Source organism: Pseudomonas sp. Marseille-QA0892, assembly GCF_054950135.1.
On the sequence record NZ_CM143104.1, the window covers coordinates 4,329,667 to 4,355,939 of the forward strand.

The window sequence follows — 26,273 nt, forward strand, 5'->3', positions numbered from 1 at the left end:
CCGTGTCATTCTGCACATCTGATCGCGAGGCCCGGGCGCGCCCGGACATTCCATGCGTTGGTCCAGCTACTTTGCTGTTTGCGCCGCCGTCATTACCGTCGGACTGGCACTCGGCGTCAGCATGCCTCTGGTGTCATTTCGGCTCGAAAGCTGGGGCTATGGCCAATTTGCGATTGGCGTGATGGCGGCCATGCCAGCCGTGGGCATCCTGCTCGGTGCGAGCGTTGCGACACGCCTCGCCGCCTGGCTGGGTACACGCACCGTGATGCAGACCTGCCTGGTCATTGGCGCCTTGTCTGTTGCGTTGCTTACCGTCTTCCCCAGCTACGGGCTCTGGCTACTGTTAAGACTGTGGCTGGGCATGGTGCTGACGGTGATCTTCGTGCTCGGCGAAAGTTGGATCAATCAGCTCGCGGTCGAGCACCTGCGGGGGCGCCTGGTTGCCCTGTACGGAACCGGCTACGCCTTGAGCCAACTGGCCGGCCCGCTTTTGCTCACCGTCATCGGTACCGACGGCGACACGGCGTTCTGGCTGGGCATGGGGCTGATGATTGGCGGGGCTGTACTGTTGGTCGGTCGGCAGGGCGCGCCCGCGGTGAGCCCCGGGGCGGGTGGGCGCGGATTAGGTCAGTTCTGCCGCGGCATGCCATCGATCGCCTCTGCCGTCGTTCTTTTCGCAGCGTTCGAATCGATGGTGCTGACACTGTTGCCGGTGTACGCGCTGCGCCAGGGTTACACACAGGAGATCGCGCTGACCATGGTCAGTGTCGTCGTCGTGGGTGATGCACTCCTGCAACTCCCGGTGGGCTGGCTGGCTGATCGCTTGCCCCGCCAGCGCCTCTTCATGACCTGCGGAGTCGTACTTGCGGCATCCAGCCTGGCCATACCTTTACTTATCCACACCCCCGTTATCTGGCCGCTGTGGGTGCTGTTCGGCGCCAGCGCTGGCGGACTGTTTACCTTGTCGTTGATTCTGATTGGTGAACGTTTCCGTGACGAAGCGCTGGTGAAGGCGAACTCGCATGTTGCTCAGCTCTGGGGCATCGGGTGCCTCATTGGCCCGGTGGTCACAGGGGCGGCCAGCCAGTGGGTCAGTGGCCACGCGTTACCATTACTGATGGCAGTCGGTGCGGTTGGGGTCATTGTGGCCGCACGCTTGCACCCGATGCCTGCATCCGAGGCCGTTCGCGCCTGAGGTTTTGCTGCAAATCGTTGCAGAGGGCGGTCACACGTCGGACGTGCCAAGCGCACGCTATGTCCTCGTGTCGAAAGGACAAGCGGCGCCCTATCAGGGGTGTCTGCGCGCGAAACGAACAGGAGGCCCCATGCACGATCCCTACGATCTCGAGCGTTTCGTGGACGCGCAACGCACCACGTATGACCGCGCGCTTGAAGAAATCGACGCCGGACAGAAACGTACCCATTGGATGTGGTTCGTCTTTCCACAGCTGGCGGGGCTCGGTCAGAGCGAAATGGCCTGGAAGTACGGCATCTCCAATCTCGATGAAGCGAAAGCGTATTGGGCACACCCCGTACTGGGACCACGCCTGGCCGAATGCGCACGCGCGGCTCTTCCTCATGCCTCCCGGGGCGCCCGACAGGTCTTTGGCACGCCTGATGATCTCAAGCTGTGCTCGAGCATGACGCTGTTTCGTGAGGCCGTGCCCGAAGAGCCGGTCTTTGGGTCGATGCTCGATGCCTATTTCGCCGGCAAGCCGGATACCCGAACGCTCTCGCGCCTTCGGGCAACGGTTTAGCCGGCGAACCGATCAGCGACCCGAGCTGACGTTCTTCTTCTGCTCGCTTGGGGACGTCGTGCGGGTAGGGTGATGGTGGTCGGAACCGGTCGGGTCCTGGATCTGAATCACATTGCCCTTTTGCCAGGCGTCCGCGCCCGCCTTGACGGGTTCGGCTGCAATATCCTCTCGCTGCTTGCGCTTCTTGCGAAAATCGATGCCCATGCGGCGATCGCGCTGTTCGACCATCGCTTCGTCAATCTGGCCGTCGGCCGTGAAGCTCATCATCAACTGCGGGACACCCAGCGGTAGTGTCTTGTCCCGATCCGTGTGCCAGGTGTGCCATGTCTTCCCGTAGGTAGTGACGAGCTTGGTCATCAGCGCGTGCTCGGCCGCATCGGGAATGCCGGGCGCCACCAGTTGGCCAGACTTCACTTCATGGAGATGGCTATGCCAGAGGGCCTTTTCCTTTTCCGGCAAACCTTCGAACAGCCGTGCACTGATGATGTATTCCACGCCCATGATCTTCGCGTCTGAGACATTGCCGTCATAGATGACGCATTGGTGCACTTCTTCGTTGAGCATGGAGCAGTAGTGGTGCGCTTCCATCTGCTCGCCGATTGCGCCGTTATAGAAGTGGAAGCCATCGAGATAGGTGTTCAACGCGTCGAGTGGAGGCTTGTCCTGGAGCGTCGCTGCTCCGGCTTCCAGCGTTCGGCTCATGGCAGACTTGTCGCGGCCTGGTTCTTGTACGGGCGATTGGGTGTTGCCTCCCGCGCAGGCGGTCAGCATGGCGGCCAGGCCGATGACCGAAAGGTTGGCCGGGACAAAGCGGGGGGAAGACATGTGCGCTCTCCATTTCGACGTGTCAGGGTTCGAAGCCTTCGGCTTGGTGGATGTTCGACTGACGCGACGGCTGGACGCCAGGGCGGCGAACCGCGCTGGACCCGCCGTTGCCCAAGCTAGGCACAGGAGGACATTCATGAACCGAGAAACCGCACCCGATTATGACGAATACGGCGACGTCCCCGACTCCGCCGACACCACCACGACGGACGAGCGCGAAGATCAGGATGACAGCCCCTTGAGCGAAATCCCGCCTGGGCGCGAGCGTACCGGCCACGGCCAACCGGGACAGGGTCGCTGATTTAGGGCACGCTGTTGCCGTCGGCGGCGAGACCGCTTTTCATACCGGCGGCAGATGATCCAGACATCCGGCTATTTCGGCCTCATGCTCGCCGCCTTCCTGGCGGCGACGCTATTTCCCTTCCAGTCCGAAGCCCTGCTCGTCGCCCTGCTGACGAGCGAGCACTACTCCGCGTTCGGATTGATCGTTTTTGCGACGGTGGGCAACGTGGCGGGCTCGTGGGTGAATTGGCTGTTAGGGCGCTCCATCGAGCGTTTCAGCGAGCGTCGCTGGTTTCCCTTCAAGCCCACCACGCTGGAAGCCGCGCAGCGCCGCTATGGCCGGTTCGGTTTCTGGAGCCTGTTGCTGAGCTGGATGCCGGTGGTCGGTGACCCGCTGACGCTGATCGCGGGGATGATGCGCGAGCCACTCTGGCGGTTCCTGCTGATCGTTTCTATCGCCAAGGCCGGACGCTATTTAGTGATCGCCCTGTTCGCCATGGGATGGCTGGATTGATCAGTCGCCGCGGTATTCGCAGCCACTGGTGCAGGTCTCGTGGATGCGAACACGCGACAGCTCCGGCAGGATCGGCTTCATCTGCGCCCAGATCCATTTCGCCAACACCTCACTGGTAGGGTTTTCCAGCCCTGGGATGTCGTTCAGATAGTTGTGGTCCAGTCGTTCATAGAGCGGCTTGAACAGCGCCTTGATCTCGGAAAAGTCGCGAATCCAGCCCGTGTGCGGATCGGGCTCGCCCGCAATGTACAGCGCGACCTTGAAGGAATGCCCGTGCAGGCGTCCACACTTGTGGCCTTCTGGAACATGAGGAAGACGATGGGCGGATTCGAAGGTGAATTCCTTGAAGATTTCCATGGTGACCTGACTTGAAACGGTGACGCGCCGGCTGAGCGTCGGCCTGCGCAAAGGGGCGCCATTCTGAGGCCAGGGGCCTGTACCCGCAATAACGCCTCGTCCGTCGCCGCCGGCGCAGCAGCGGGCGGAAGGTTGCTACAATCCGCGCCCTTTTTTTGCGATGCCGCTGCTGGCCTGGAGTTGAGTTGTCATGACCTACAGCGTCAAGGAAATGTTCTACACGCTTCAGGGCGAAGGCAATCAGGCCGGCCGCCCTGCCGTGTTCTGCCGTTTTACCGGCTGCAATCTCTGGTCTGGGCGCGAGGACGATCGTCAGAAAGCCATTTGCCAATTCTGCGATACCGACTTCATCGGCACAGACGGCGAGGGTGGCGGCAAGTTTCGCACGGCGCAGGCACTGGCGGACGCCATCCTGCATACCTGGCCCGAGGCAGGCGCCGAGCATCGCTACGTTGTGCTAACGGGGGGCGAGCCGCTGCTGCAAGTGGATGCGGAGCTCATCGAGGCGCTGCACGCGCGCGGTTTCACCATTGCCGTGGAAACCAACGGCACGGTCGAGCCGCCGCCCGGCTTGGACTGGATCTGCGTCAGTCCGAAGTCGACCGCAGACCTGGTGTTGCAACAGGGCGATGAATTGAAGCTCGTGTATCCGCAGGTGGACGCGATGCCCGAACGCTTTGCGGCGCTCGACTTCATCCATTTCTACCTGCAGCCCATGGACGGACCGGATGTGCAGCGCAACACCGAGCTCGCCATCGAGTACTGCAAGGCCCACCCACAGTGGAAGCTGGGCCTGCAGCAGCACAAGATCCTTATGATTCCCTAAGACTGTAAAGAGGAAGGTCCGTTTTCCAGATCAGTCCACGGGGCGTCCGGCTCGGGGCGCCCGGCTCGGGCGAGCCGGACGAAGGGAGGATCAAACCACCGGATTGGGCACGTCGCCCTGGGCTTCGCAGGCGGCAGCGACAAAGACGATGTCCGTCGAGGAGTTCAAGGCAGTCTCGGCCGAATCCTGCAGGATGCCGATGATGAAGCCGACACCGACCACTTGCATGGCGATCTCGTTAGGGATACCGAACAGCGCGCAGGCCAGCGGAATCAGCAGCAGCGAACCGCCGGCGACGCCTGACGCGCCACAGGCGCTGACGGAGGCGACCAGGCTCAGCAGAAGGGCGCTGATCAGGTCGACTTCGATTCCCAGCGTGTTGACCGCCGCCAGGGTCAGCACGTTGATGGTAATTGCGGCGCCCGCCATGTTGATGGTTGCGCCCAATGGAATGGCTACCGAGTAGGTTTCCTCATGCAGGCCGAGGCGCTTGCACAACTGCAGGTTGATCGGCACGTTGGCGGCCGAGCTGCGGGTGAAGAACGCCGTCAGGCCGCTTTCACGCAAGCAGGTCAGTACGAGCGGGTAGGGGTTGCGGCGGATCTGCCAGGCCACGATCAGCGGGTTGACCACCAGGGCCACGAAAAGCATGCAGCCGACCAGCACCGCCAGCAGATGGGCGTAGTCCCAGAGAACGTCCAGGCCGGACGACGACAGGGTGCCAGCGACGAGGCCGAAGATGCCGAGCGGGGCGAAGCGGATTACGAAGGTAACGATGCGCGTCACGGCCATGGACAGGTCAGCGAGCATCGCGCGGCTTGTGGTATTGGCATGACGGAACGCGATGCCGAGGCCTACGGCCCAGGCGAGAATACCAATGAAGTTGCCGTTGAGCAGCGCGTTGATCGGGTTATCCACAGCGCTCAGTGCCAGGCCTTGCAAGACTTCGGCAATGCCTTCAGGCGGCGTCAGCGCAACGTCCGCGGAGTTCAGCACGAGCGTCGAGGGGAAGAACGAACTGGCCGTTACGGCGACCAGAGCTGCCGTGAACGTCCCCAGCACGTACAGGAACAGGATCGGACGAATATGCGTCTGCTCGCCCTGATTGTGGTTCGCGATCGAGGCCGCCACTAGTACGAATACCAGGACGGGCGCTACCGCTTTCAGCGCCGAAATGAAGACGTCGCCGAGCATGGCGAGGCTGCTGGCGGCACCGGGTGCGACCAATGCGAGGACGATGCCTGCGACCAAACCGATGACGATCTGGGTAACCAGGCTGACGCGATCGAGCAGCGCGAGCACCGGATTGCGGCGCGGTTGATTAGGGGCAGATTTGCGGGAGGTCATGGCTCTCTTGTCTTCTATGTGGCCCGGATGCCCAGGCGTTCGAAACGGCGCGACAGACTACAGGGAAAGTGCCATCAGGGCACGCCCTGAAGATAGGTGGTTACGTCGGTAAACACATTCGAACGTCATCGAATCAGCGTGCTCCACGCCGAAAGCAACAGTAGAAACGCAAGGGTGCGGTTAAAGGCGGAGCGTCTGGCAGGCGTGTCCAGCCAGCGGTTTGCCGCGCTCCCTAGCATCGCCCAGCACGTCAGGCAGGGCAGAGATGCCACGAAGAAGATGCCTGTTAACAGCGCAAGTTCCTGCACGTGCGAGCCATCCGAATGGCTGAATACGGCCACGACAGCAAGCGCCATCATCCAGGCTTTTGGATTGATCAGCTGAAGCGCCGCAGCGCCCAGAAAGCCGAGGCGCGCGCGGTCATCCTTCGTTTCGAGCGTCGCATTCACCGGGCTGCGCCAAAGCTGCCAGGCCAGATACGTCAGCCATGCGATCCCTGCGCCTTGCAGCCATAGGCGTACGGTGACGTGCGTAGTAAGTGCATCGCCGATACCGAGGCCGGCGGCCAGCACGACGAGCGCGGCCCCGACGCATCCGCCGAGTACGACCGGCAGCGTAGCCACGATGCCGTACCGCACGCTTTGACTCAGCACGATGAGATTAGTCGGGCCCGGCGTGATGGAGGCCGCGATGGCGAACAGCGCGAAGGGGATGAATTCGATCATTCCGCACCTCGGTTTTCACGGGTGCGGGTAGACAGTTTTAGGCGCATGTTGGGCTCCAGAAGGCATATGTGCTCAGTCTGAGAGCGAGCCGCTCAGGCGTCTGGAAGATTCGAGCAGCGATTTCGATAATGAGCGGGCGTCAGGCCATAGGCGCGGCGGAACCACCGGCCGAGGTGACTCTGGTCGGCGAAGCCCAGGGCGAAGGCAACGTCCGCTGGCGTGTCGCCTTTCGCGAGCAGCTGACGCGCGCGAGTTAGGCGCAGCTGGATCAGGTAGGCGTGGGGTGGCAGGCCGAACGCCTGCTTGAAGGCGCGTGAGAGCTGGAAGCGACTTGCACCGCTGATGGCCGCCAGGTCATCCAGGCCTACATCCTCATTGGGGTGGGCATGCAGGTACTCCCGGGCGCGCACGGCAGCGATTGGAAGGTGAGCAGAGGTGCGCACCGGCTTGGCCCAACGCAGATGCTGGCTAAGCTGGACCAGGAGCGTATCCAGCGCCGTCTGGCGGACTATCCGCAGCTCATTCGAGGACAGCGCCGTTACCACATGGGCGATGGCAAGGAGCAGCTCTGGACGTTGGATCAGTGTCGAGGCGAACCCCGGCGAGCCGGGATGCATCGGCGCGTCATTGAGGCTTAGCAACGCGCGTTCGAGCCATGCGGACTCCAGATAGAGCATGGAATAGGTAAAGCCGCCTTCGGTCGGGGCGTCTCCATCGTGGATTTCCCCAGGTTCGAGCAGAAAGATCTGGCCAGGCGTGCTTCGATGGATCTTTCGTCGGCAATTGAACTGCTGCACGCCTTGCTCGGTGAAACCGATGAGATAGCTGTCGTGCCAGTGCGGATCGTAGGCATGCCCTTCGAAGTGAGCACGAAGGGTCTCGATACCCGTGTCGGCATCCTGATGGAGTGAGATCCAGCTACGGTCGTCAGGCTTCATGGCATCGGCAGAATTGTTGGCTTAATGGCATTCTTGGCGGGCTGCGAGCGGTTGTCTGGAACATTCGTGCATGGGCTGCGTGCCCCGCACCAGCGATGCGTGCCAGTCGACCAACAACAACGATACCATCGTGGCTTGCCGCGAGAACCGTATGGCCAAAGAGCCATGGAGAGGCTTGGAGGCGCACCGCCTCTCGGCGGCATCCTGCGCTCGTGCAGACCGGCTTATGAAGGTCGTCCCAGGTGCGTTCGGCGCGCAGCGGATGCCCAGTAGATGGACCCTCCAGTGGATTGCGGCTAGGTCGAGAGGCGCAGGGTGCTAGCGCTGCCTGTACTAAACCAACCGTCGAGTTTGATAGCCTGCGCGCCTGCCTCCGCCCCGTAGGAACATACCGTGCTGGTCCGTCGTTCACTATCCGCGTCGATCTGCCTGTCCGCGCTTCTTGCGGGATGCCAGAGCACGACGCCGCTGGAGCGGGACCTGACGTCCCGGCCAATCCCGGCGGATGCCACCGCGCGTGAGGCCGAATGTCGGCCACTGGCTGAAATCTATGCGGCAGCCTATGTGGCGCGCGCGACATGGAACGATGCACGAACAGTCAACAAGGCCTCCAAACCCGAGTTGGAAGGCGCCATGCGTGGTGCCGTGGCCCGTGCCAAGCGACTGGGCTGCCCTGCGTTCTGGGATGAATAGCGCCACAAAGCGCAGATACGGCTTTATCGGCTATCAAGCAACCGCCGAATTTGGACGGAGGGCATGCGGGCCTGATCGCGCATAAGCGATGGTTGAGGCCGTAGGGCGGTTGAAACCCGCGTATCGTTTTCAGCCGGGCAATCAGCCTTGGGTAGGCGGGAAGCCCGGAAGCTTCCACCTTTTGTGCTTTTTCAAGAAAGGTGGTGCATCTGTGAGGAGCAACAGCTGCACATCGCCGGACTGCCTCCAGATGCTCAGCCATTCAATACCGCATGGGCTAAAGCGGTGGCACAGATGTCCTGTTCACGCCGCGCGATCTGCGCGCTGCTGCTCCGGCAGGAACCAGTTCATGATCAGCGCACATAGCCCGCCCGTGGCGACACCGGATTCCAGCACGTCACGCAGCGCCGACGGCATATGCGCGAGGAACTCGGGGACCTGAGAGATGCCCAGGCCCAGCGCGAGCGAGACGGCAATGATGAGCAGGGCACGCCGATCTAGGTTTACACCCGCCAGGATGTTGATCCCGGACGCTGCCACTGCGCCGAACATGACCATGGCGGCGCCTCCTAACACGGGCTCGGGCACCGCCTGGATAACGCCCGCTACCGCCGGAAACAGACCGAGCAGCACCAGCATGGCGGCGATCCACAAGCCGATATGGCGGCTGGCGATACCGGTCAACTGAATGACACCGTTGTTCTGCGCGAAAATCGAGCTCGGGAAGGTGTTGAAGATCCCAGCGAGGAAGGAGTTGGCGCCATTGACCAGCACACCGCCCTTTATCCGGGACATCCACACCGGGCCTTCGACGGGCTGGCGAGACACCTTGCTCGTCGCGGTGATGTCACCGATCGCTTCGAGAGAGGTGACCAGGTAGATCACCAGCATCGGTACGAACAGCGACCAGGAAAATCCCAGGCCGAAGTGCAGGGGTGTCGGGATCTGGAAGAGCGGTGCCTCATGCATGCCGCTGAAATTCAGCCGGCCCAGATAGCCGCCGAGCCCGTAGCCCAGCCCGAGCGCAATGACGATGGCGCCGCTGCGCATCCAGACGACGGGTATACGGTTCAGGATGATGATGGTCGCCAACACCAGACCGGACAACATCAGGTTCTCGCCATTGGCAAAGGTGCCGTTGGCCATGGCTGAAAAGCCGCCGCCCATACTGATCAGGCCCACCTTGATCAGTGTGAGCCCGATCATCAGGACGACGATGCCCGTCACCAGCGGCGTGATCAGGCGCTTGACGAAGGGAAGGATGCGCGACACGCCCATTTCCACGAACGAACCTGCCATGACTACCCCGAAGATAGCGGCCATGACCGCTTCCACAGGCGTGCCGTTCTTTACCATCAACGCACCGCCGGCGATGAGTGGGCCGACGAAGTTGAAGCTGGTGCCTTGCACGATCAGCAGGCCGGTCCCCAGAGGGCCGAATCGACGGCACTGCACGAATGTTGCGATGCCTGAAATGACGAGGGACATCGATACGATCAGGTTGGTATCGCGCGCCGAGACGCCCAGCGCCTGGCAGATCAGCAGGCCAGGCGTGACGATGGGCACGATGATCGCGAGCAGATGCTGGATCGCTGCCAGCAGCGCCACGACCGGCCGTGGCTTGTCTTCCAGCGCGTAAAGCAGCTCGTTGCGATCAGAGACAGGGGTAGGGCTTTCCTGGGACATGGCAGCGGTCCGGGCGAAAAAGGCCGCGATTTTACCGGCGTGGTAAGGATGGGGGAACGCATTAATCGCTGAGGGCGACGCGCTTCGTCGCAGAACGTGGGGTCAGACCGGATGTGAGCGCGGGGAATGGCCGCGGGTCCCCTTTTGCCCGTCAGTTGGGGGCGTTCCGGGCACGCAACGATACGTGCCCGGAGCCAAGTGCGTGCTCGACAACGGCGTGTTCTAGCGCCGGTTATTTCGCAAGCTTCGCGTCTAGAACGGCCTTCTTGCCTTCGTCTTCAGAGAGTTCGGTTAATTTGGCCCCTCCGACGAATACGCCCATCTTCATTGACTGGCGAACAAAGTGATTTTTCCCAGGCGCAGCTTTCAAAACCAAAATGTTGTCGCTGAACTCAGATTGTGTGGCGAGTGTGTGCTCGCCCGGCGTGATCAATCGGTAGAAATAGGTGTGGGGTGCTGACTCGCCTATTTGTTCGCCATCAACCTTGATTGCCTTTTTGAGCGCGCCGCCGAAAGACGAGTCGCGGACGACATAGAGGCCGGCTTGGCTCTGGGGCGGTGTGGGAAATGCTTTCGCAGCAGCGTCGTTCTCCGCTGACTCCATTGGCACGGATGCGCAACCGGTAAGTAGGGCCAGGCTGAGCATTGCCGAACCAAGAATCGCTTTTCTGAACATTCTTCACTCTTCCAAATTGAGACTGCGGGCAGCCCGCGATAGGCACGAAGAGGCAAAGCCGCTTCGATCGGGTGCGAATTGTAGAAGCTCATTTGGAATGATGGCTGTTAGCTATCTAGCTATTTGTGCCTTTCGTCGATCCGGTTACGACCCAAAGCGGGTACTGCCCGGCATGAAAAAGCCCGGCGCATGGCCGGGCTTTTGGGTTGCAGGCCGCTTAGTCGTCCAGCAGGGCCTTGTTGCGCACCGCGCCCTTGTCGGCGCTGGTGGCCAGCAGGGCATAGGCCTTGAGGGCCGTGGTGACCTTGCGTGTGCGGGGCTGGGCGGGCTTCCAGCCTTTCTTGTCCTGCTCGATACGGCGATGGGACAGCTCTTCATCGCTGACCAGCAGGTTGATGCTGCGGTTTGGGATGTCGATGAGGATCTTGTCACCGTCCTGGACCAAGCCAATCGCACCGCCGGCAGCCGCTTCAGGCGAGGCATGGCCGATGGACAGGCCGCTGGTGCCGCCGGAGAAGCGGCCATCGGTCAGCAGCGCACAGGCTTTGCCCAGCCCCTTGGACTTCAGGTACGACGTCGGGTAGAGCATCTCCTGCATGCCCGGGCCGCCTTTTGGTCCTTCGTAACGGATGATAACGATATCGCCTTCCTTCACCTCGTCACCCAGGATGCCCTTTACCGCGCTGTCCTGGCTTTCGAACACCTTGGCGTTGCCTTCGAAGACGTGGATGGATTCGTCCACCCCGGCCGTCTTCACCACGCAGCCATCCAGGGCGATGTTGCCGTACAACACGGCCAGGCCGCCTTCCTGAGAGTACGCATGCTCGACGCTGCGAATGCAGCCATTCGCGCGGTCATCGTCCAGCGTGTCCCAGCGCGTCGACTGGCTGAACGCCGTCTGGGTCGGGATGCCGGCGGGGCCCGCCTTGTAGAAGGTTTTCACGGCTTCATCCTGGGTCACGGTGATGTCCCAATGCTCGATACCGGCGCCCAGCGTCTTGCTATGGACGGTAGGCAGGTCGGTATTGAGTAGGCCGCCGCGGGCCAGTTCGCCGAGGATGCTGATGATGCCGCCGGCGCGGTGCACGTCTTCCATGTGGTACTTCTGGATGTTCGGGGCGACCTTGCACAACTGCGGAACCTTGCGCGACAGCGCGTCGATTGCGCGCAGGTCGAAGTCCACTTCCCCTTCCTGGGCGGCAGCCAACAGGTGGAGGATGGTGTTCGTCGAGCCGCCCATGGCGATGTCCAGCGTCATGGCGTTTTCGAATGCGGCGTAACTGGCGATGTTGCGCGGCAGAACGGACTCATCGCCTTCGCCGTAATAGCGCTTGCACAACTCGACGATGGTTCGGCCAGCCTGGAGGAACAGTTGCTCGCGGTCGGCATGGGTCGCCAGCAGCGAGCCGTTGCCCGGCAGCGCGAGACCAAGGGCTTCGGTGAGGCAGTTCATGGAGTTGGCCGTGAACATGCCAGAGCAGCTGCCGCAGGTGGGACAGGCGCTGCGCTCGTACTCAGCCACCTTCTCGTCCGAGGCGGAGCTGTCGGCGGCGATGACCATGGCATCGACAAGGTCCAGGCCATGGCTGGCCAGCTTGGTCTTGCCGGCTTCCATCGGGCCGCCGGATACAAAGACAACCGGGATGTTCAGGCGCAGGGCGGCCATGAGCATGCCGGGGGTGATCTTGTCGCAGTTGGAGATGCAGACAATGGCATCGGCGCAGTGCGCGTTGACCATGTATTCCACGGAGTCGGCGATGATCTCGCGGCTGGGCAGCGAATAGAGCATGCCGTCGTGGCCCATGGCGATCCCGTCATCCACGGCAATGGTGTTGAATTCCTTGGCCACGCCACCGGCCTTTTCGATCTCACGGGCAACAAGCTGCCCCAGGTCCTTCAGGTGCACGTGACCCGGGACGAACTGGGTGAACGAGTTGGCGATCGCGATGATCGGCTTCTTGAAATCTTCGTCCTTCATGCCGGTGGCGCGCCAGAGTGCGCGGGCGCCGGCCATGTTGCGGCCGAAGGTGGATGTTTTGGAGCGATAGTCAGGCATGACGGGTTCCTGCGGCTGATCAGGTCGGATGGGATCACCCGTGACGATGGCGGGACTGCATCGGGCAGTCGCAAAGGCCATCGGCCGGGGCCCCTTGGGGTTCGTTCAACGAGCGTCGCTTGGGCCGTTTGACGGTCGACTCTGTGCCTGCGACAGGCCTTGGGTACGCGGGATCGCCGCTGCCGAGGCCGGGCTCTGGGTCCGCCGAAGATGAGTGGCAGAAAGCACTGGATTCTACGCCGCCATCTCCGCTTGGGGAAAGCGTGGCGGGACAGAGGGCAAACCGGCGCCCGTTGCGGACGCCGGCATTTGGCTTAGACGGTCGCAGCAGCGCCCGGCGTCTGCCGTAGGCGACGTCGCTGCAACCAGGCCACGAGGCCAAGCAGCGCAAGCGCCGGGATCCACATCAGCTGACGCGGCGGACGATGGTTAGGCATCTGCAGTTGGAGGATTTCCTGATCGAACTGCAGGCCTGCCGCTTCAGCCGGGCTGCTGAACGCCACGTTGTCGATGATCGTCTTGCCATCTTCCTCGAACAGCGTGATGCCGAGCGTCTCGAGGCGTTCCTCACCCGAGCCTTCCGGGATGGGCAGGAGGATGGTCAGCGTCTGTTCGGCGCCGCCGACGGCTTCGTTGCGCACGACCATGCGCAGTTCATCGCCGGGCTCGGCATCGGCCAGCGCCTGGGCAAAGTTGGCCGCTGGCTCATCGCGGAACGGTGGCTCGATCATGTCCATCCAGAAGCCGGGCCGGAACAGGGTGAACGAGATCAACAGCAGCAGGATGCCTTCGTACCAGCGGTTCTTCGCCAGGAACCAGCCTTGTGTCGCCGACGCGAACATCAGCATGGCGATCGTGGCCGTGATGAAGGTCACGATGCCCTGTCCGAGGGTCACACCGATCAACAGCAGGTCTGTGTTGAAGATGAACATGAACGGCCAGATGATGCTGCGCGACTCGTAGAGGAACGCCTGCACACCGGTGCTGATCGGGTTGTCCTTGGAGATCGCGGCCGCTGCGAATGAGGCGAGGCCCACGGGCGGCGTCGCGTCGGCAAGCAGGCCGAAATAGAAGACGAACATGTGTACGGCGATCAGCGGTACGACCAGGCCGTTCTGCTGGCCCAGGGCAACCACGACGGGCGCCATGAGCGACGACACCACGATGTAGTTGGCGGTGGTCGGCAGGCCCAGACCGAGGATGAGGCAGAAGATACCGATGAGGATCAGCATCAGCAGCAGGTTGCCCATCGACAGCGCTTCAACGAGGTCCGCCAGTACCAGGCCAACGCCCGTCTGCGAGATCGCGCCTACCACGATGCCCGCAGTCGCCGTGGCGATGCCGATACCGATCATGTTGCGCGCGCCGTTGATGAGGCCGTGATAGAGGTCGCCCAGCCCTTCACGGAAGGTGCCGTTGGTGGCTCCCCCATCCTTGCGCATCCAGCCCAGCAGGGGACGCTGGGTGACGAGGATGAACATCAGCATCACGACGGCCCAGAACGCTGACATGCCGGGAGACAGGCGCTCGACCATCAGGCACCAGACCAGCACGACGACTGGCAGCATGAAATGCAGACCCGAGAGCAGCACGGCGCGCGTGGAAGGTAGCTCCTCGAGCGGCTTGTTCGGGTCCTCAGCCGGCAGCGGCGGCACACTGGCTGCGACTTTCACGAGCGCCAGGTAGACGATCAGGATCAGGCCTGCAATCACCCAGGCGGCACTGTCACCGAGCAGCGGCTTGAGCCAGCCCAGGCCGTAGTAGACGGCCATCGACAGGCCACTGATGAAGGCTACGCCGAAGCAGAAACCGATCAGGCGACGCATGAACGGGCGTGTTTCGCGACGCGGCAGGCCTTTCAGGTCCAGTTTCACCGCCTCGAGATGCACGATCCAGAGCAGGGTGATGTACGAGATGGTCGCTGGCAGGAATGCGTGGCGCAGGACGTCCGCATAGGGGATGCCGACGTACTCAACCATCAGGAACGCTGCGGCGCCCATCACCGGGGGCATCATCTGGCCATTGGTGGAGGAAGCGACTTCGATCGCGCCGGCCTTGGTGCCGGGATAGCCGACCTTCTTCATCATCGGAATGGTGAAGGTGCCGGTCGTCACTACGTTCGCGATCGACGAGCCGCTGATCAGGCCGGTGAACATGGAGCCTACGACCGACGCCTTCGCCGGGCCACCGCGGTAGTGGCCCAGCATCGAGAAGGCCAGCTGAATGAAGTAATGGCCTGCACCGGCCCGTTCGAGCAGTGCGCCGAACAGCACGAACAGGAAGATGAAGCTCGTCGAAACGCCGAGTGCCACGCCGAACACGCCTTCCGTGCTCAACCACTGATGGTTGGCGAGGCCTGTGAAGCTCACGCCACGGTGGGCGAGCATACCGGGCATCCAGGGGCCGGCCAGTGAGTAGACCAGAAAAACCAGCGCGATGATGGCCAGCGGTGGGCCGAGCGTGCGGCGTGTGGCTTCCAGCAGGAGTGGGATGCCGATGAGGGCTGTCATCAGGTCCAGCGTCGTCGGGTTGCCCGGACGGGTGGACAGCTCACGATAGAACACGCAGAGATAAAGCGTGGCGGCGCACACGAGCAGGCCCAGGACAAAGTCCGTGGCGGGCACCCGATCGCGCGGCGACCGGCGAAAGGCCGGGTAGGCAAGGAACGCCAGCGCCAGGGCGAACACCAGGTGAATGGCGCGGCTTTCGGTGTCGTTGAGCAGGCCGATGCCGAACACGAACGGCAGCGGCGAGGCGATCCAGAGTTGGAACAACGACCAGCCAAGGGCGAGCACGGCGATCAGCGCCCCGACGGCGCCAGCGGGGCTACGGGCTCCCGTTTCCTGGGCCGCAAGCTCCTCGGCAGAAAGTGATTTGATGTCGGTCATGAAAAGATCCGCAGGCGACACAACGAAAACGGCTGGGCGCATCAGCGACCAGCCGCAGTTTCAGCTCATGGAGCGGGGCGTCTTACAGCCAGCCGCGCTCTTTGTAGTAACGCTCGGCACCTTCATGCAGCGGCGCGGACATGCCGGTCGAGATCATTTCTTTCTCGTTCAGGTTCGCGAACGCAGGGTGCAGACGCTTGAAGCGATCGAAGTTCTCGAACACCGACTTCACCAGCAGGTAGACCATCTCGGGATCGGTCTCGGCTGTGGTGGTCAGCAGCGCCTTCCCGCCCAGGGACTGCACGGGCTTGTCGACGCCCTTGTACAGGCCAGCTGGGATTTCGGCCTTCACGTAGTAGGTCTTCTCCTCGAGCATCTTGTCGATCTCGGGGCCTTCGACCGGCACGATGTGCGACGGCACGACGGACAGGCCTTCCTGGATCGCGCCACTTGGGTGACCGACCACGTAGGTCATGACGTCGAGGTTATTGTCGGCGAGTGCAGAGGCCATCTCTGCCGGGCGCAGTTCCGCAGCCAGCGAGAAGGTGCCGTTGTTCCAGCCCTTGGCCTGCATGACTTCTTCGAAGGTGTCGCGGCTGCCCGAACCCGGGACGCCAATGTTGACGCGCTTGCCCTTCAGGTCGTCGAAAGACTTGATGTTGGCGCTGTCGCGGGCGAGTACGGTCAGCACTTCGGTCTGCATCGAGAAGACGGCGCGCAGGTTCTCCATGGCGCCTTCGTTCTTGAAGGGCGGCAGACCTTTCATGGCCTTGTACTGGTGGTCCGACTGGGTGAAGCCGAAGTTGAATTCGCCGCTACGCAGCGCATTGACGTTGAACACGCTGGCCGCGGTAGAGGGCGCGTTGCACTTGATGTTCTGGTCGGCGCCAGTGCGGTTCAGGAAGCGGCAGATTGACTGACCGGCAACGTAGTAAACGCCCGTCTGGCCACCGGTGCCGATGGTGACGAAGCGCTCTTGCGCCTGGGCCCCGACGCTGGCGAGCGTCGATGCGGCGGCGAAAGCAGCCAACGTTGCGGAGAGTGCAAATTTCTTCATGGCTGAAGTCCTTGTTATCGAGTTGTTATCCGTTGCGCCAATCTTGTGGTCAGCGCGATCTGCGGGCCTGCGTCGCCACCCCCGGGACGCGCCGCCTTCGAGTCGGACAGCGCGATAGGGCAAGTAGCGTCAACAGGCCTCCTTTCCGCTTCCCGACGGGTGGGTCAGGCGGCGGTGGTGGCGGTGATCATGATCTCCACCAGTACGTCAGGCGATGCCATGGGTGCCTGTACGGTGGCCCTTGCGGGGGCGCAGCCTTCAGGCAACCACGCGGACCATACCTCATTCATGGCACTAAAATCCTTATCGATATTTTTCAACCAGATCTGAGCGCTGAGCAAATGGCTTTTGTCGCTGCCTGCCTGGGCCAGTAGATCATCGATCTTGCGTAATACTTCACGTGTCTGCCCGGCGCAATCCAGGCTGCGATCATCGGGCACCTGACCCGACAAAAAGACCAGGCCATGGCTGACGACGGCGCCGCTCATGCGGGCATTGGGGGCGATACGCTGGATGGTCATGGGAGCTCCTTGGTTGTGTGATTCTTGAGTTGCTTCAATGGGACAGCATCAGGCCGTCGAGTGCGATGGGGGCGGGCCGCCGATCGATCAAATGCGTTACGACTGCCGCGCTGGCGCAGGACAACGTGAAGCCGAGACTGCCATGGCCAACGTTGAGCCAGAAATTGGCCAGTGGCGTTGCACCCAGGACCGGTGGGCCTTCGGGTGTCGAGGGGCGTTGGCCGGCCCATTCCTCGGCGCGGTCATAGTCGCCTGCCGCCGGGAACGTGCGTTTGCACAGCGCTCTCAGGGCCGCCATGCGCGCCGGTGAGACGCGCGTGTCGGTCGCGCCTATATCCACCATGGCGGCCACCCGAAGGTGATCACCGAGGCGAGCATAGACGACCTTGTTGTCGAAATCGGTGACACTTACGGACGGGCAGCCCTCGCCGGCCGGCACCGTGAGGCTATAGCCCTTGAGCGGATAGAGGGGGAGCTCGATCGCCAGCTTGCGTGCCAAAGCGGCACTGGCATTGCCCGCTGCCAACACCGTTTCGTCCGGTCGTAGGGTTTCGCCGCTTTCGAGAGAGATGCCGTGGACCCGGCCACTGCCATGCTCGAAGGCGACCACGCGATCCGTGAGGCGCTGATACCGGCCACTTTCAATCAGACGCTGTTCGAGCGCTTCGCAAAACAGTCGGCAATCGCCCGCTTCATCGGAGGGGCTGAGCACGCCTCCCACAATTTGATCAGCGATGGCTGACAGCGCAGGTTCGTGCTCGACGCATGCTGTCGGGGACAGCATCTGACGTTCGTCTTCCGGGCCGATGCCGCTCGCGGCGCGCTTGAAGCTTTCCGATTTGCGGTAGATCACCAGCTTGCCATTGCGTTGCCAGGCGAATCCGTCCAAGCCATCCTGTTCACGCCATTCCTGCAGCACTTTCTGACTCAACAGCGAAAGGCGCAGCAGATGCGCGCCGTTGCGCTCGTTGACGGAGCGCCGGCAAGCCGCAAGGAAGCTCAGCGACCAGCGCCACTGCGTTGGGCTCAGGCGCGGGCGAAACTTGAGGGGCGCATCAGCCCCTTGCAGCATCCAGCCGAGTGCCTTCAGCGGAACACCGGCGTCAGCCAGCGGCGCGACATAGCGGTAGCTGAGCTGACCGCCATTGGCATAGCTGGCCTCGCGTGCGGGGCCCTCATGAGGCTCGATGACGGTGACTGAGTGGCCGGCGCGGACCAGGGCATACGCCGTCGTCATGCCGACGACGCCTCCGCCGATGATGGCAACCTGAGGCATGGCTGCAGACTCCAGAGTAGTGTCCTGGCACCGTACCGCCGCGCCCTGTGCTGCCGCCAATGAACAAATGACGCTACGCTATGCCCTTTGGTTATGGATTGGTGCAGGAACGGAGTGCCTCATGCGATTGCGTCACATCGAAATCTTCCAGGCCATCCTGCAGACGGGCTCGGTCACCGGCGCTGCCAGCCTGCTCAATATCTCGCAGCCTGCGGCGACAAAGGCGCTCCAGCATGCCGAGGCGCAACTGGGCTTCATGCTATTCAACCGTATACGGGGGCAGCTGGTGCCCACCGCCGAAGCGCGAATTCTCGAGAAGACTACCGCCAAGGTGTTCGAAGAATTGCAGGCAGCGCGGCGATTGGCGGGCAATTTGCGCCGTCATGCGGCTCGCGCCCTCCGGATCGTCGCCACACCCAGCTTGGCACAGACTTTATTACCTAAGGTTATCCCTGAATGGCGTGAGCTCTACCCCGAGGCCCCCTGCGAGCTGATCACCCATCACACGCCGCAACTGATCGATAGCCTGTTGCTCCATGATGCTGATATTGGTCTGACCCTGCAGGACCCCAAACACCCTGGGCTGAAGGTGCGCAGCCTGGCGCAAGGGCACATGGCCGTGATCGCGCCGCAGGGACGGTGGTCCGAGGCGGAGCGGGTCGCTCCATTGTCCATTGATGAATTGGGCCAGCAGCCCTTGATTGCTCTGGATACCCGCGACGCGTTGGGCGCGCTATTGGAGCGGCATTTGTCCGAAAGTCGCAGCGAGCCGCAGATCATGGCGCGGGTCCAGACCTGGCAGCTGGCACGAGCGCTGGTATCGAAGGGGATGGGGCTGGCGGTTGTCGACCCGCTCACGGCGTATGGTGATGGCCCTCCGGTACAGCCGCGTGCGCTGACGCCGGCGCTGGCCGTGAATTGCTACGCCGTCACGCGGCTCGACGAGGGCGAAGCCGAAGCGCCAAAGCGCTTGTTGGCCATGCTCGCTGATGTCGCGCGGCCCCTGATGCCATAGGCGATGCAGTCGAACGCTGCGGCACGAACGCCGAAGCGCCCGCACCGCAGATCGCACGTTGCACGCCGCGAAGAATCAGCTGGGCAGGATGCGGCAGGTGATGCTCTTGATGTAGCGGGTCTCGCCGATAGCGGGGTGCACCGGATGATCCGGCCCCTGTGCGCCGCGCTCGAGGATCTGGATGTGGCGATCCAGATGGCGGGCGCTCCCGAGCAGAATGTTTTGCAGGTCGTCCTCGGGCAGGTGCATCGAGCACGACGCACTGACGAGGATGCCGTCCTTGTTGAGTAGGCGCATGGCCTGCTCGTTTAGACGGCGGTAGGCCGCTTCGCCGTTCTTCAGGTCCTTCTTGCGCTTGATGAAGGCGGGTGGGTCGGCAACGATCACGTCGAAGCGTTCTTCGGCCGCCTTGAGCTCCTTCATGGCCTCGAACACGTCGCCTTCCACGCAGGCCATCTTCTCGGCGACGCCGTTAAGTGCCGCGTTACGCTCGACGCCATCCAGGGCGAAGCCGGAGGCATCCACGCACATCACTTCGCTGGCGCCGAACGCGGCGGCCTGCACGCCCCAGCCGCCCACGTAGCTGAACAGGTCCAGAACACGCTTGCCGGCGACATAGGGGGCCAGCCGCGCACGGTTCATGCGATGGTCATAGAACCAGCCCGTCTTCTGGCCTTCGCGAACCGGCGCTTCGAACTTCACGCCGTTCTCGACGAGCGGCAGGAAGTCCGGGACCTCGCCATAGGCGTTCTCGACGTAGCGGGGCAAGCCTTCGGCGTCCCGGGCGCTGGAATCGTTCTTCCACAGTACGCCGGCGGGCTTGAGCACCTGTAGCAACGCTGCCAGCACATCGTCGCGATGACGCTCCATGGTGGGCGAGGCGATCTGGACGACGAGGTAGTCACCGAAACGATCCACCACCAAACCTGGCAGCAGGTCCGAGTCGCCGTAGATCAGGCGGTAGTCGGCCGTTTCGAACAGCCGCTCACGCAGGCTGAGGGCGACCTTGACGCGGTGGACTAGCAAGGACTTGTCCAGTGGATGCTTGAGGTCTCGGGACAGCACGCGTGCGCAGATCAGGTTATTTGGCGACATCGCCACAATGCCCAGCGGCTTGCCGCCTGCGGCTTCGAGAATCGCTTGGTCGCCTGGCTCGAAGCCGCCCAGTGGTGTCGCTGCCACGTCGATCTCGTTGCTGTAGACCCACAGATGGCCGGCGCGCAGGCGTCGATCGGCGTTGGCTTTCAAACGCAAGGCAGGCAGGGTCATGGCGGGCTCCAGGATAAAGGGGCGAGATTGTAGGCAATGGGCGGTTGCGGCTCCAGTGCCAACGGGCGTTTAACGAACGGGCGAGCGTCGATGCATGAGGCGGATGGCCGCGCCGGCTACCGAATGCCGCCTACGATCGTCGCCAGGCAACATGCTGCGTAGAACCCTTTGGTTGTCCTGCGAATCCGAATCTCGAAGGTCAAAGTATTTAATGCGTGTTGCCAAGCCCCAAAGCTTTCACGCAGGCGGACCTACACCGCAGGCTCGACGCGCCGAGGTTTCGGCCTCGAGTCGATTGCGGCATCCTTGCCCGTCGATTGATCAACAGGAGTTCGCATGTCCGCACATCCACAGGCTGCCCCCGATCGTTGGCTCGACCTCGGTGAGGTGCTGCGCGAGCTCGTCGCGCAGGGGCGTGTGGACCAGGATATCGCCGAGCAGTGCCTGGCCATCCGCCGCAGCGTGATGAATAACCAGCAGCATCCGCTGGAGTTCCTGGCGTCTCAGCAGGTCGACGATCTGTCGCGGCCGGGTCGCAAGCTGGACCTTGAGGCGCTGACGCGCTGGCTGGCGGACTACGCGGGGCAGCCCTATCTGCGCATCGATCCCCTGAAGATCGATGCCGCGGCCGTCACGCCACTGATGTCCTACGCCTTCGCCCAGCGTCACAAGATTCTGGCGGTGGACGTCGATGCCGAGAGCGTGACCATCGCCAGCGCCCAGCCCTTCATCAGCAGCTGGGAGCCAAACCTGACGCATGTGCTGAAAAGGCCCATCAGGCGCGTTGTCGTAAACCCTGCTGACCTTGAGCGTTTTACCAACGAGTTCTACCGGCTGGCCCGCTCCGTGAGCGGCGCGACATCGTCCGATCAGAAGATCAGCAGTATTGGCAACTTCGAACAGCTGCTGAGCCTGGGCGCGCAAGACAAGGAGCCCGATGCCAACGACGCGCATATCGTCAACATCGTGGATTGGCTGTTCCAGTACGCGTACCAGCAGCGCGCCAGCGACATCCACATCGAGCCGCGACGTGAGGCCGGCACGGTCCGCTTCCGCATCGATGGCGTGCTGCATAACGTCTATCAGTTCCCCGCGCAGGTGGCGATGGCGGTCATCAGCCGCTTGAAGAGCCTGGGCCGAATGAACGTCGCGGAGAAGCGCAAGCCACAGGACGGCCGGATCAAGACGCGTACGCCAGACGGCGGTGAGGTCGAGCTGCGCTTGTCGACCCTGCCTACGGCGTTCGGCGAGAAGATGGTGATGCGGATTTTCGACCCGGAGGTCTTGCTCAAAAGCTTCGATGCCCTGGGTTTTTCCGCGGAGGACCTACGCCGCTGGCAGAGCATGACGAGCCAGCCCAACGGGATCATTCTCGTCACCGGCCCTACCGGCTCCGGCAAGACGACCACGCTCTACACCACCCTCAAGCAGCTCGCGACCAGCGAGGTGAACGTCTGCACCATCGAAGATCCGATCGAGATGATCGAGCCGGCCTTCAATCAGATGCAGGTGCAGCACAATATCGAACTGACCTTCGCCAGCGGCGTCCGGGCGCTGATGCGGCAGGACCCGGACATCATCATGGTGGGCGAGATACGCGACCTGGAAACCGCCGAGATGGCGATCCAGGCGGCGTTGACCGGCCACCTCGTGCTCTCCACGCTGCACACGAATGACGCCCCAAGCGCGATCTCCCGTCTGCTGGAGCTGGGCGTGCCGTATTACCTGCTGCGGGCCACGTTGCTGGGGGTAATGGCGCAGCGACTGGTACGCACGCTGTGCCCGCATTGCAAGGCGCCGGTGGAAGTCTCCACGGACGACTGGCAGACCCTTACCCGTCCCTGGAGCGCGCCGGTACCGACCGGGGCGCATCGTGCCGTGGGCTGTACCGAGTGCCGCGAGACGGGATACCGGGGCCGGGCCGGTGTGTATGAAATCATGGTGCTCACCGACAACCTCAAGCCGGCCATCACCGCCGACACTGACCTCATCGCCCTCCGCCGGACGGCCTTCAAGGAAGGGATGCGTAGCCTGCGCCTTTCCGGCGCGCAAAAGATCGCAGCGGGCCAGACGACAATTGAAGAAGTCTTGCGCGTCACGCCGCAAAGTGAGCAGCGGTAGCAACGCACTGGTGGGCTCCGCGAACACTCGTTGATACGACAGCCCACTCCGCAGGCAACGGCGTAATCCGCCGCTCACCTCGCCTCAGGCAACCCGCGCGGTCTGCCGGGCTATGCTGGACCATCAGGGCAACACGCTTCCATACGGACGTGAACGCACCACCCGTAGGGCGGATTAGCCGGAGGCGTAATCCGCCGTTCACCGCGCGCCTCAGGCGATACGCGCGGTCTGCTGGGCAGGCTGGATCTTGATGGCAACGAACTTGGACGTCGGTGTGAAGCTGCCAACGCCATAGCTGTCCAGCGGGACCAGCGGGTTGGTTTCCGGGTAGTAGGCGGCTGCCTGGCCCTTCGGCATGTCGTAGGCGAGCAGGGTGAAGTTGCTCACCTTGCGCTCGATGCCGTCGTCCCACAGGGAGACAACATCTACCTTCTGGCCCGACTCATACCCAAGGCGGCGAATGTCTTCTTCATTGGCGAAGATGACGTCGCGCTGCCCGCGGACCCCGCGGTAACGGTCGTCGAGACCGTAGATGGTGGTGTTGTACTGGTCGTGCGAGCGCATGGTTTGCAGCACGAGGTCGTGCGTCTGGCCACTGTTGCGGACACGTTCCGAGATCAGGTCGGCCGGCAGCGGGTTGGCCTTGAAGTTGGCCTTGGCGCTGGCGGTGGTCCACTTACGCGCACCCGCGGCGTTGCCCAGGTAGAAACCACCGGGGTTGGCGACACGCTGGTTGAAGTCCTTGAAGCCCGGGATGGTGTCGGCGATCAAATCACGAATGCGATCGTAGTCTGCGATCAAGGTATCCCACTTCACCGGGAAATCACCCAGCGTCGCCTTTGCGATACCGGCGATCACAGCCGGCTCGGACTTCATCTGCGCACCGCGAATCGGCTCGAGCTGGCCGAACGACGCATGAACCATGCTGAACGAGTCTTCGACGGTCACGGCCTGTGGGCCATCGGCCTGGCGATCGATGTCGGTACGGCCGAGGCAAGGGAGAATAAGCGCATCGGTGCCCACGGTCAGGTGGCTGCGGTTGAGCTTGGTGCTGATCTGTACCGTCAGGTTGCAGTTTTGCAGCGCTTTGTGAGTGCGCGGGCTGTCTGGCGTTGCCTGTGCGAAGTTGCCGCCCAGGCCGATGAACACCTTGGCGCGTCCTTCGATCATGGCTTCGATCGCTTCGACGGTGTTGTGGCCGTTATGGCGCGGTACCTTGAAGCCAAAGCGCTTTTCGATCGAGTCGAGCAGCGCCACCGGGGGCTTGTCGTTGATGCCCATCGTACGGTCGCCCTGAACGTTGCTGTGACCACGGACAGGGCAAAGGCCCGCGCCGGGGCGGCCGACGTCTCCGCACAGCAGCTGAAGGTTGACGATCTCCTGAATGGTCGGCACCGAATGGCGGTGCTGCGTGATACCCATCGCCCAGCAGATGATGACGTTCTTGCCGCGACGGTACATGCGCGCCGCCTGCTCGATTTCTGCCAGTGTGAGTCCCGATTGCGACTCGATGAGATCCCAGGGCGTGGCATCGACTTCGGCCAGGTACGCATCCATACCGTCGGTGTGCTCAGCGATGAACGCATGATCGAAAACCGGTGCGTCACCCTTGGCCTGCGCATCGCGCTCCCACTGCAGCAGGAACTTGGCCATGCCGCGCAGCGCGGCCATGTCGCCACCCAGGGCGGGGCGGAAGAAGGCGGTGTTCAGCGGTGCGGAGCCGTTGGTCAACATCTCCAGGGCATGCTGCGGATGCTGGAAACGCTCCAGGCCGCGCTCCTTGAGCGGGTTGAAGCAGACGACCTGCGCCCCACGCTTGACCGCTTCGCGCAGGGGCTCGAGCATGCGTGGGTGATTGGTGCCTGGGTTCTGGCCAATGACGAAGATCGCATCAGCATGCTCGAAGTCGGCGAAGGTCACGGTGCCTTTGCCAACGCCCACGCTCTGACCGAGGGCAACGCCGCTCGCCTCGTGGCACATGTTCGAGCAGTCCGGGAAGTTGTTGGTACCGAAGGCGCGCACGAACAGTTGATACAGGAACGCCGCTTCGTTGCTCGCCCGGCCTGAGGTATAGAACTCTGCCTGATCCGGGTTATGCAGGTTCTTCAGGTGCTTGGCAATCAGGGCGAACGCGTCATCCCATTCGATCGGTACGTAGTGATCGGAGGCCGCGTCATAGCGCATGGGCTGGGTCAGCCGGCCCTGGTATTCGAGCCAATAGTCGCTCTGGTCGCGTAGCTGGCTAACGCTGTACTTGGCGAAGAAGGCGGCATCGACGCGGCGCTTGGTCGCTTCCCAGTTCACCGCCTTGGCGCCGTTCTCGCAGAACTTGATGCGGCCGTCTTCGGGCGAGTCGCCCCACGCGCAGCCAGGGCAGTCGAAGCCACCATTCTGGTTGGTCTTGAGCAACGCACGCAGGTTCTTGAAAGGCTGCTTGCTGTCCAGCCAGAAATGCGTGACGGCTTTCAGCGCACCCCATCCGGCGGCGGCGCCCTTGTAAGGTTTGTAGCGTGGGTTGATCTGCTGCAGGCTCATGGCGACTCTACTTCTTCTTCGCTGGGCGCCGGGCTATAGACCCGGGGCGCACTGTGATGAGGGATATGGATAAGGTTCAGGTGGTGGCGGCGCGCCCATTGCACGGCGAGCCCGGTGGGTGCGGAAAAGCTGACCAGGGTTCGCAGGCCCGCACGCAGTGCCTTGTGGATAAGCTCCAGGCTGCAACGGCTGGTCACGACAGCAATACCGTCTGCCGGGGAAAGCCCCTGGCGCAGAAGCGCGCCGATGAGCTTGTCGAGTGCGTTGTGCCGACCAATATCTTCTCGGCCGAACTGCAATTCGCCCTCTGCATTCATGAACACCGCCGCGTGCACGGCGCCGCAGTGCTGGCCCAGCGGCTGGAATTCGCTCACCCGCTGACGCAAGCCCTCAAGCCAGGCGGCTGGAGGCAGTGGGGCGGGGGTTAGTACCGGAAGTTCAGGGAGCGCCTGGTCGAGCGCTTCGACACCACACAGGCCGCAACCGCTGGTCCCGGCGAGCTGACGCCGTTGTTGCTTGAGCTCCCAAAATGCACGGTTGGCGATCTGGACTTCGGCATTGCGCGACTCGCCTTCGCCGGTAAGGGTCAGGTCGTAGATGTCATCAATCGATTCTACCGTCCCGTTTCCCAGGCTGAACCCGACGACGAAATCTTCCAGGTCGGTTGGGGTGACCATCATCACCGCCTGGCTGATGCCGTTATAGGCGATTGCCAGCGCACACTCTTCGGCCAAATCGACTGGCAGGGAATCTGCGTCCGCCAGTGGTTGGTAGCGGTATTCACGGCTGGCAGCGACGACGGGAGCGTCCACGGCCTTGAGGGGAGCGTGAGGGCGACGCGAGGCAGGCATAATCTGGCACCGATCTATATTGATCGTTATTTGAGCAGGTTATGCCTCGTCGGTTCGG

Annotated in this window: 23 protein-coding genes; 8 read left to right on the top strand and 15 right to left on the bottom strand. The window is 62.7% G+C overall.

Features of this window, described 5'->3' with window-relative positions; all coding sequences use genetic code 11:
- The first annotated feature begins 52 nt into the window (after positions 1-52).
- Both ACY8D3_RS20045 and ACY8D3_RS20050 read left to right on the top strand, forming a co-directional pair.
- A complete protein-coding gene (locus ACY8D3_RS20045) occupies positions 53-1,195 on the top strand; it encodes an MFS transporter (RefSeq protein WP_462380592.1) in 1,143 nt (380 codons plus the stop codon).
- Between the two features lie 130 nt (positions 1,196-1,325).
- Positions 1,326-1,757 (top strand): DUF1810 domain-containing protein, encoded by a 432-nt coding sequence (locus tag ACY8D3_RS20050; RefSeq protein WP_462380593.1) that lies wholly within the window; start codon positions 1,326-1,328, stop codon positions 1,755-1,757.
- A gap of 12 nt (positions 1,758-1,769) precedes the next feature.
- On the opposite strand, the gene ACY8D3_RS20055 is transcribed toward ACY8D3_RS20050, so the two are convergent.
- Positions 1,770-2,582, bottom strand: a complete 813-nt coding sequence (locus ACY8D3_RS20055; protein ID WP_462380594.1) for an OBAP family protein — start codon at positions 2,580-2,582, stop codon at positions 1,770-1,772.
- Between the two features lie 136 nt (positions 2,583-2,718).
- Between ACY8D3_RS20055 and ACY8D3_RS20060 the strand changes: the two genes are divergently transcribed.
- Entirely contained in the window at positions 2,719-2,883 is a 165-nt protein-coding gene (locus ACY8D3_RS20060) for a hypothetical protein (protein ID WP_462380595.1), read from the top strand.
- A gap of 54 nt (positions 2,884-2,937) precedes the next feature.
- Positions 2,938-3,378 carry a YqaA family protein gene (locus ACY8D3_RS20065; protein ID WP_462380596.1) on the top strand — a complete coding sequence of 147 codons (441 nt, stop codon included), beginning with the start codon at positions 2,938-2,940 and terminating at the stop codon, positions 3,376-3,378.
- Here the strand turns inward: ACY8D3_RS20065 and queD are convergent, their stop codons facing one another.
- A complete protein-coding gene (queD, locus tag ACY8D3_RS20070; protein WP_462380597.1) occupies positions 3,379-3,735 on the bottom strand; it encodes a 6-carboxytetrahydropterin synthase QueD in 357 nt (118 codons plus the stop codon).
- Positions 3,736-3,925: 190 nt separating this feature from the next.
- Between queD and queE the strand changes: the two genes are divergently transcribed.
- Positions 3,926-4,561: a 7-carboxy-7-deazaguanine synthase gene (queE, locus tag ACY8D3_RS20075; RefSeq protein ID WP_462380598.1), complete on the top strand. Its 636-nt coding sequence runs from the start codon at positions 3,926-3,928 to the stop codon at positions 4,559-4,561.
- 90 nt (positions 4,562-4,651) lie between these two features.
- Here queE and sstT read toward each other — a convergent pair whose 3' ends face one another.
- The 3 genes from sstT to ACY8D3_RS20090 all read right to left on the bottom strand — a co-directional run bounded on the left by sstT (position 4,652) and on the right by ACY8D3_RS20090 (position 7,571).
- A complete protein-coding gene (gene sstT, locus ACY8D3_RS20080) occupies positions 4,652-5,908 on the bottom strand; it encodes a serine/threonine transporter SstT (RefSeq protein WP_462380599.1) in 1,257 nt (418 codons plus the stop codon).
- Between the two features lie 125 nt (positions 5,909-6,033).
- Entirely contained in the window at positions 6,034-6,633 is a 600-nt protein-coding gene (locus tag ACY8D3_RS20085; RefSeq protein ID WP_462380600.1) for a LysE family translocator, read from the bottom strand.
- A 92-nt stretch (positions 6,634-6,725) separates the two neighbouring features.
- Positions 6,726-7,571, bottom strand: a complete 846-nt coding sequence (locus ACY8D3_RS20090; protein ID WP_462380601.1) for an AraC family transcriptional regulator — start codon at positions 7,569-7,571, stop codon at positions 6,726-6,728.
- A 393-nt stretch (positions 7,572-7,964) separates the two neighbouring features.
- Between ACY8D3_RS20090 and ACY8D3_RS20095 the strand changes: the two genes are divergently transcribed.
- Positions 7,965-8,264, top strand: coding sequence for a hypothetical protein (locus ACY8D3_RS20095; protein ID WP_462380602.1), 300 nt, complete (start codon positions 7,965-7,967; stop codon positions 8,262-8,264).
- A 303-nt stretch (positions 8,265-8,567) separates the two neighbouring features.
- Here the strand turns inward: ACY8D3_RS20095 and ACY8D3_RS20100 are convergent, their stop codons facing one another.
- From ACY8D3_RS20100 to ACY8D3_RS20130, 7 genes are all read right to left on the bottom strand, one after another.
- Complete coding sequence (locus ACY8D3_RS20100) at positions 8,568-9,950, bottom strand: nucleobase:cation symporter-2 family protein (protein ID WP_462380603.1); 1,383 nt, start codon at positions 9,948-9,950, stop codon at positions 8,568-8,570.
- A 232-nt stretch (positions 9,951-10,182) separates the two neighbouring features.
- On the bottom strand, positions 10,183-10,626 hold the full coding sequence (locus ACY8D3_RS20105) for a DUF2846 domain-containing protein (protein WP_462380604.1): 444 nt from the start codon (positions 10,624-10,626) through the stop codon (positions 10,183-10,185).
- A gap of 217 nt (positions 10,627-10,843) precedes the next feature.
- On the bottom strand, positions 10,844-12,682 hold the full coding sequence (gene ilvD, locus ACY8D3_RS20110) for a dihydroxy-acid dehydratase (RefSeq protein ID WP_462380605.1): 1,839 nt from the start codon (positions 12,680-12,682) through the stop codon (positions 10,844-10,846).
- Positions 12,683-12,996: 314 nt separating this feature from the next.
- Positions 12,997-15,570 carry a TRAP transporter permease gene (locus ACY8D3_RS20115; RefSeq protein WP_462380606.1) on the bottom strand — a complete coding sequence of 858 codons (2,574 nt, stop codon included), beginning with the start codon at positions 15,568-15,570 and terminating at the stop codon, positions 12,997-12,999.
- Positions 15,571-15,652: 82 nt separating this feature from the next.
- Positions 15,653-16,627 carry a TAXI family TRAP transporter solute-binding subunit gene (locus ACY8D3_RS20120; RefSeq protein ID WP_462380607.1) on the bottom strand — a complete coding sequence of 325 codons (975 nt, stop codon included), beginning with the start codon at positions 16,625-16,627 and terminating at the stop codon, positions 15,653-15,655.
- 164 nt (positions 16,628-16,791) lie between these two features.
- Positions 16,792-17,148, bottom strand: coding sequence for a RidA family protein (locus ACY8D3_RS20125; RefSeq protein ID WP_462380608.1), 357 nt, complete (start codon positions 17,146-17,148; stop codon positions 16,792-16,794).
- A gap of 34 nt (positions 17,149-17,182) precedes the next feature.
- The gene (locus ACY8D3_RS20130; protein ID WP_462380610.1) at positions 17,183-18,424 is read right to left on the bottom strand and encodes a D-amino acid dehydrogenase; all 1,242 of its coding nucleotides are present in this window, start codon (positions 18,422-18,424) and stop codon (positions 17,183-17,185) included.
- Between the two features lie 121 nt (positions 18,425-18,545).
- Between ACY8D3_RS20130 and ACY8D3_RS20135 the strand changes: the two genes are divergently transcribed.
- On the top strand, positions 18,546-19,439 hold the full coding sequence (locus ACY8D3_RS20135) for a LysR family transcriptional regulator (RefSeq protein ID WP_462380612.1): 894 nt from the start codon (positions 18,546-18,548) through the stop codon (positions 19,437-19,439).
- A gap of 75 nt (positions 19,440-19,514) precedes the next feature.
- Here the strand turns inward: ACY8D3_RS20135 and ACY8D3_RS20140 are convergent, their stop codons facing one another.
- Positions 19,515-20,708 (bottom strand): class I SAM-dependent rRNA methyltransferase, encoded by a 1,194-nt coding sequence (locus tag ACY8D3_RS20140; RefSeq protein WP_462380613.1) that lies wholly within the window; start codon positions 20,706-20,708, stop codon positions 19,515-19,517.
- A gap of 336 nt (positions 20,709-21,044) precedes the next feature.
- Here ACY8D3_RS20140 and tfpB point away from each other — a divergent pair, with 336 nt between their 5' ends.
- Positions 21,045-22,829: a type IV pilus assembly ATPase TfpB gene (gene tfpB, locus ACY8D3_RS20145; protein WP_462380614.1), complete on the top strand. Its 1,785-nt coding sequence runs from the start codon at positions 21,045-21,047 to the stop codon at positions 22,827-22,829.
- Between the two features lie 210 nt (positions 22,830-23,039).
- Here the strand turns inward: tfpB and ACY8D3_RS20150 are convergent, their stop codons facing one another.
- Both ACY8D3_RS20150 and fdhD read right to left on the bottom strand, forming a co-directional pair.
- A complete protein-coding gene (locus tag ACY8D3_RS20150; RefSeq protein ID WP_462380615.1) occupies positions 23,040-25,364 on the bottom strand; it encodes an FdhF/YdeP family oxidoreductase in 2,325 nt (774 codons plus the stop codon).
- Positions 25,361-26,215: a formate dehydrogenase accessory sulfurtransferase FdhD gene (fdhD, locus tag ACY8D3_RS20155; protein ID WP_462380616.1), complete on the bottom strand. Its 855-nt coding sequence runs from the start codon at positions 26,213-26,215 to the stop codon at positions 25,361-25,363. The genes ACY8D3_RS20150 and fdhD overlap by 4 nt, the downstream gene beginning before the upstream one ends.
- Positions 26,216-26,273 lie beyond the last annotated feature (58 nt).

Coding starts and splice junctions, on each gene's coding strand:
- ACY8D3_RS20085 (WP_462380600.1), bottom strand. CDS start 6,633: ATGATCGAATTCATCCCCTTCGCGCTGTTCGCCATCGCGGCCTCCATC.
- ilvD (WP_462380605.1), bottom strand. CDS start 12,682: ATGCCTGACTATCGCTCCAAAACATCCACCTTCGGCCGCAACATGGCC.
- fdhD (WP_462380616.1), bottom strand. CDS start 26,215: ATGCCTGCCTCGCGTCGCCCTCACGCTCCCCTCAAGGCCGTGGACGCT.
- ACY8D3_RS20150 (WP_462380615.1), bottom strand. CDS start 25,364: ATGAGCCTGCAGCAGATCAACCCACGCTACAAACCTTACAAGGGCGCC.
- ACY8D3_RS20060 (WP_462380595.1), top strand. CDS start 2,719: ATGAACCGAGAAACCGCACCCGATTATGACGAATACGGCGACGTCCCC.
- ACY8D3_RS20120 (WP_462380607.1), bottom strand. CDS start 16,627: ATGAAGAAATTTGCACTCTCCGCAACGTTGGCTGCTTTCGCCGCCGCA.
- ACY8D3_RS20100 (WP_462380603.1), bottom strand. CDS start 9,950: ATGTCCCAGGAAAGCCCTACCCCTGTCTCTGATCGCAACGAGCTGCTT.
- ACY8D3_RS20135 (WP_462380612.1), top strand. CDS start 18,546: ATGCGATTGCGTCACATCGAAATCTTCCAGGCCATCCTGCAGACGGGC.
- queE (WP_462380598.1), top strand. CDS start 3,926: ATGACCTACAGCGTCAAGGAAATGTTCTACACGCTTCAGGGCGAAGGC.
- sstT (WP_462380599.1), bottom strand. CDS start 5,908: ATGACCTCCCGCAAATCTGCCCCTAATCAACCGCGCCGCAATCCGGTG.
- ACY8D3_RS20130 (WP_462380610.1), bottom strand. CDS start 18,424: ATGCCTCAGGTTGCCATCATCGGCGGAGGCGTCGTCGGCATGACGACG.
- ACY8D3_RS20105 (WP_462380604.1), bottom strand. CDS start 10,626: ATGTTCAGAAAAGCGATTCTTGGTTCGGCAATGCTCAGCCTGGCCCTA.
- tfpB (WP_462380614.1), top strand. CDS start 21,045: ATGTCCGCACATCCACAGGCTGCCCCCGATCGTTGGCTCGACCTCGGT.
- ACY8D3_RS20125 (WP_462380608.1), bottom strand. CDS start 17,148: ATGACCATCCAGCGTATCGCCCCCAATGCCCGCATGAGCGGCGCCGTC.
- queD (WP_462380597.1), bottom strand. CDS start 3,735: ATGGAAATCTTCAAGGAATTCACCTTCGAATCCGCCCATCGTCTTCCT.
- ACY8D3_RS20065 (WP_462380596.1), top strand. CDS start 2,938: ATGATCCAGACATCCGGCTATTTCGGCCTCATGCTCGCCGCCTTCCTG.
- ACY8D3_RS20045 (WP_462380592.1), top strand. CDS start 53: ATGCGTTGGTCCAGCTACTTTGCTGTTTGCGCCGCCGTCATTACCGTC.
- ACY8D3_RS20050 (WP_462380593.1), top strand. CDS start 1,326: ATGCACGATCCCTACGATCTCGAGCGTTTCGTGGACGCGCAACGCACC.
- ACY8D3_RS20090 (WP_462380601.1), bottom strand. CDS start 7,571: ATGAAGCCTGACGACCGTAGCTGGATCTCACTCCATCAGGATGCCGAC.
- ACY8D3_RS20115 (WP_462380606.1), bottom strand. CDS start 15,570: ATGACCGACATCAAATCACTTTCTGCCGAGGAGCTTGCGGCCCAGGAA.
- ACY8D3_RS20140 (WP_462380613.1), bottom strand. CDS start 20,708: ATGACCCTGCCTGCCTTGCGTTTGAAAGCCAACGCCGATCGACGCCTG.
- ACY8D3_RS20055 (WP_462380594.1), bottom strand. CDS start 2,582: ATGTCTTCCCCCCGCTTTGTCCCGGCCAACCTTTCGGTCATCGGCCTG.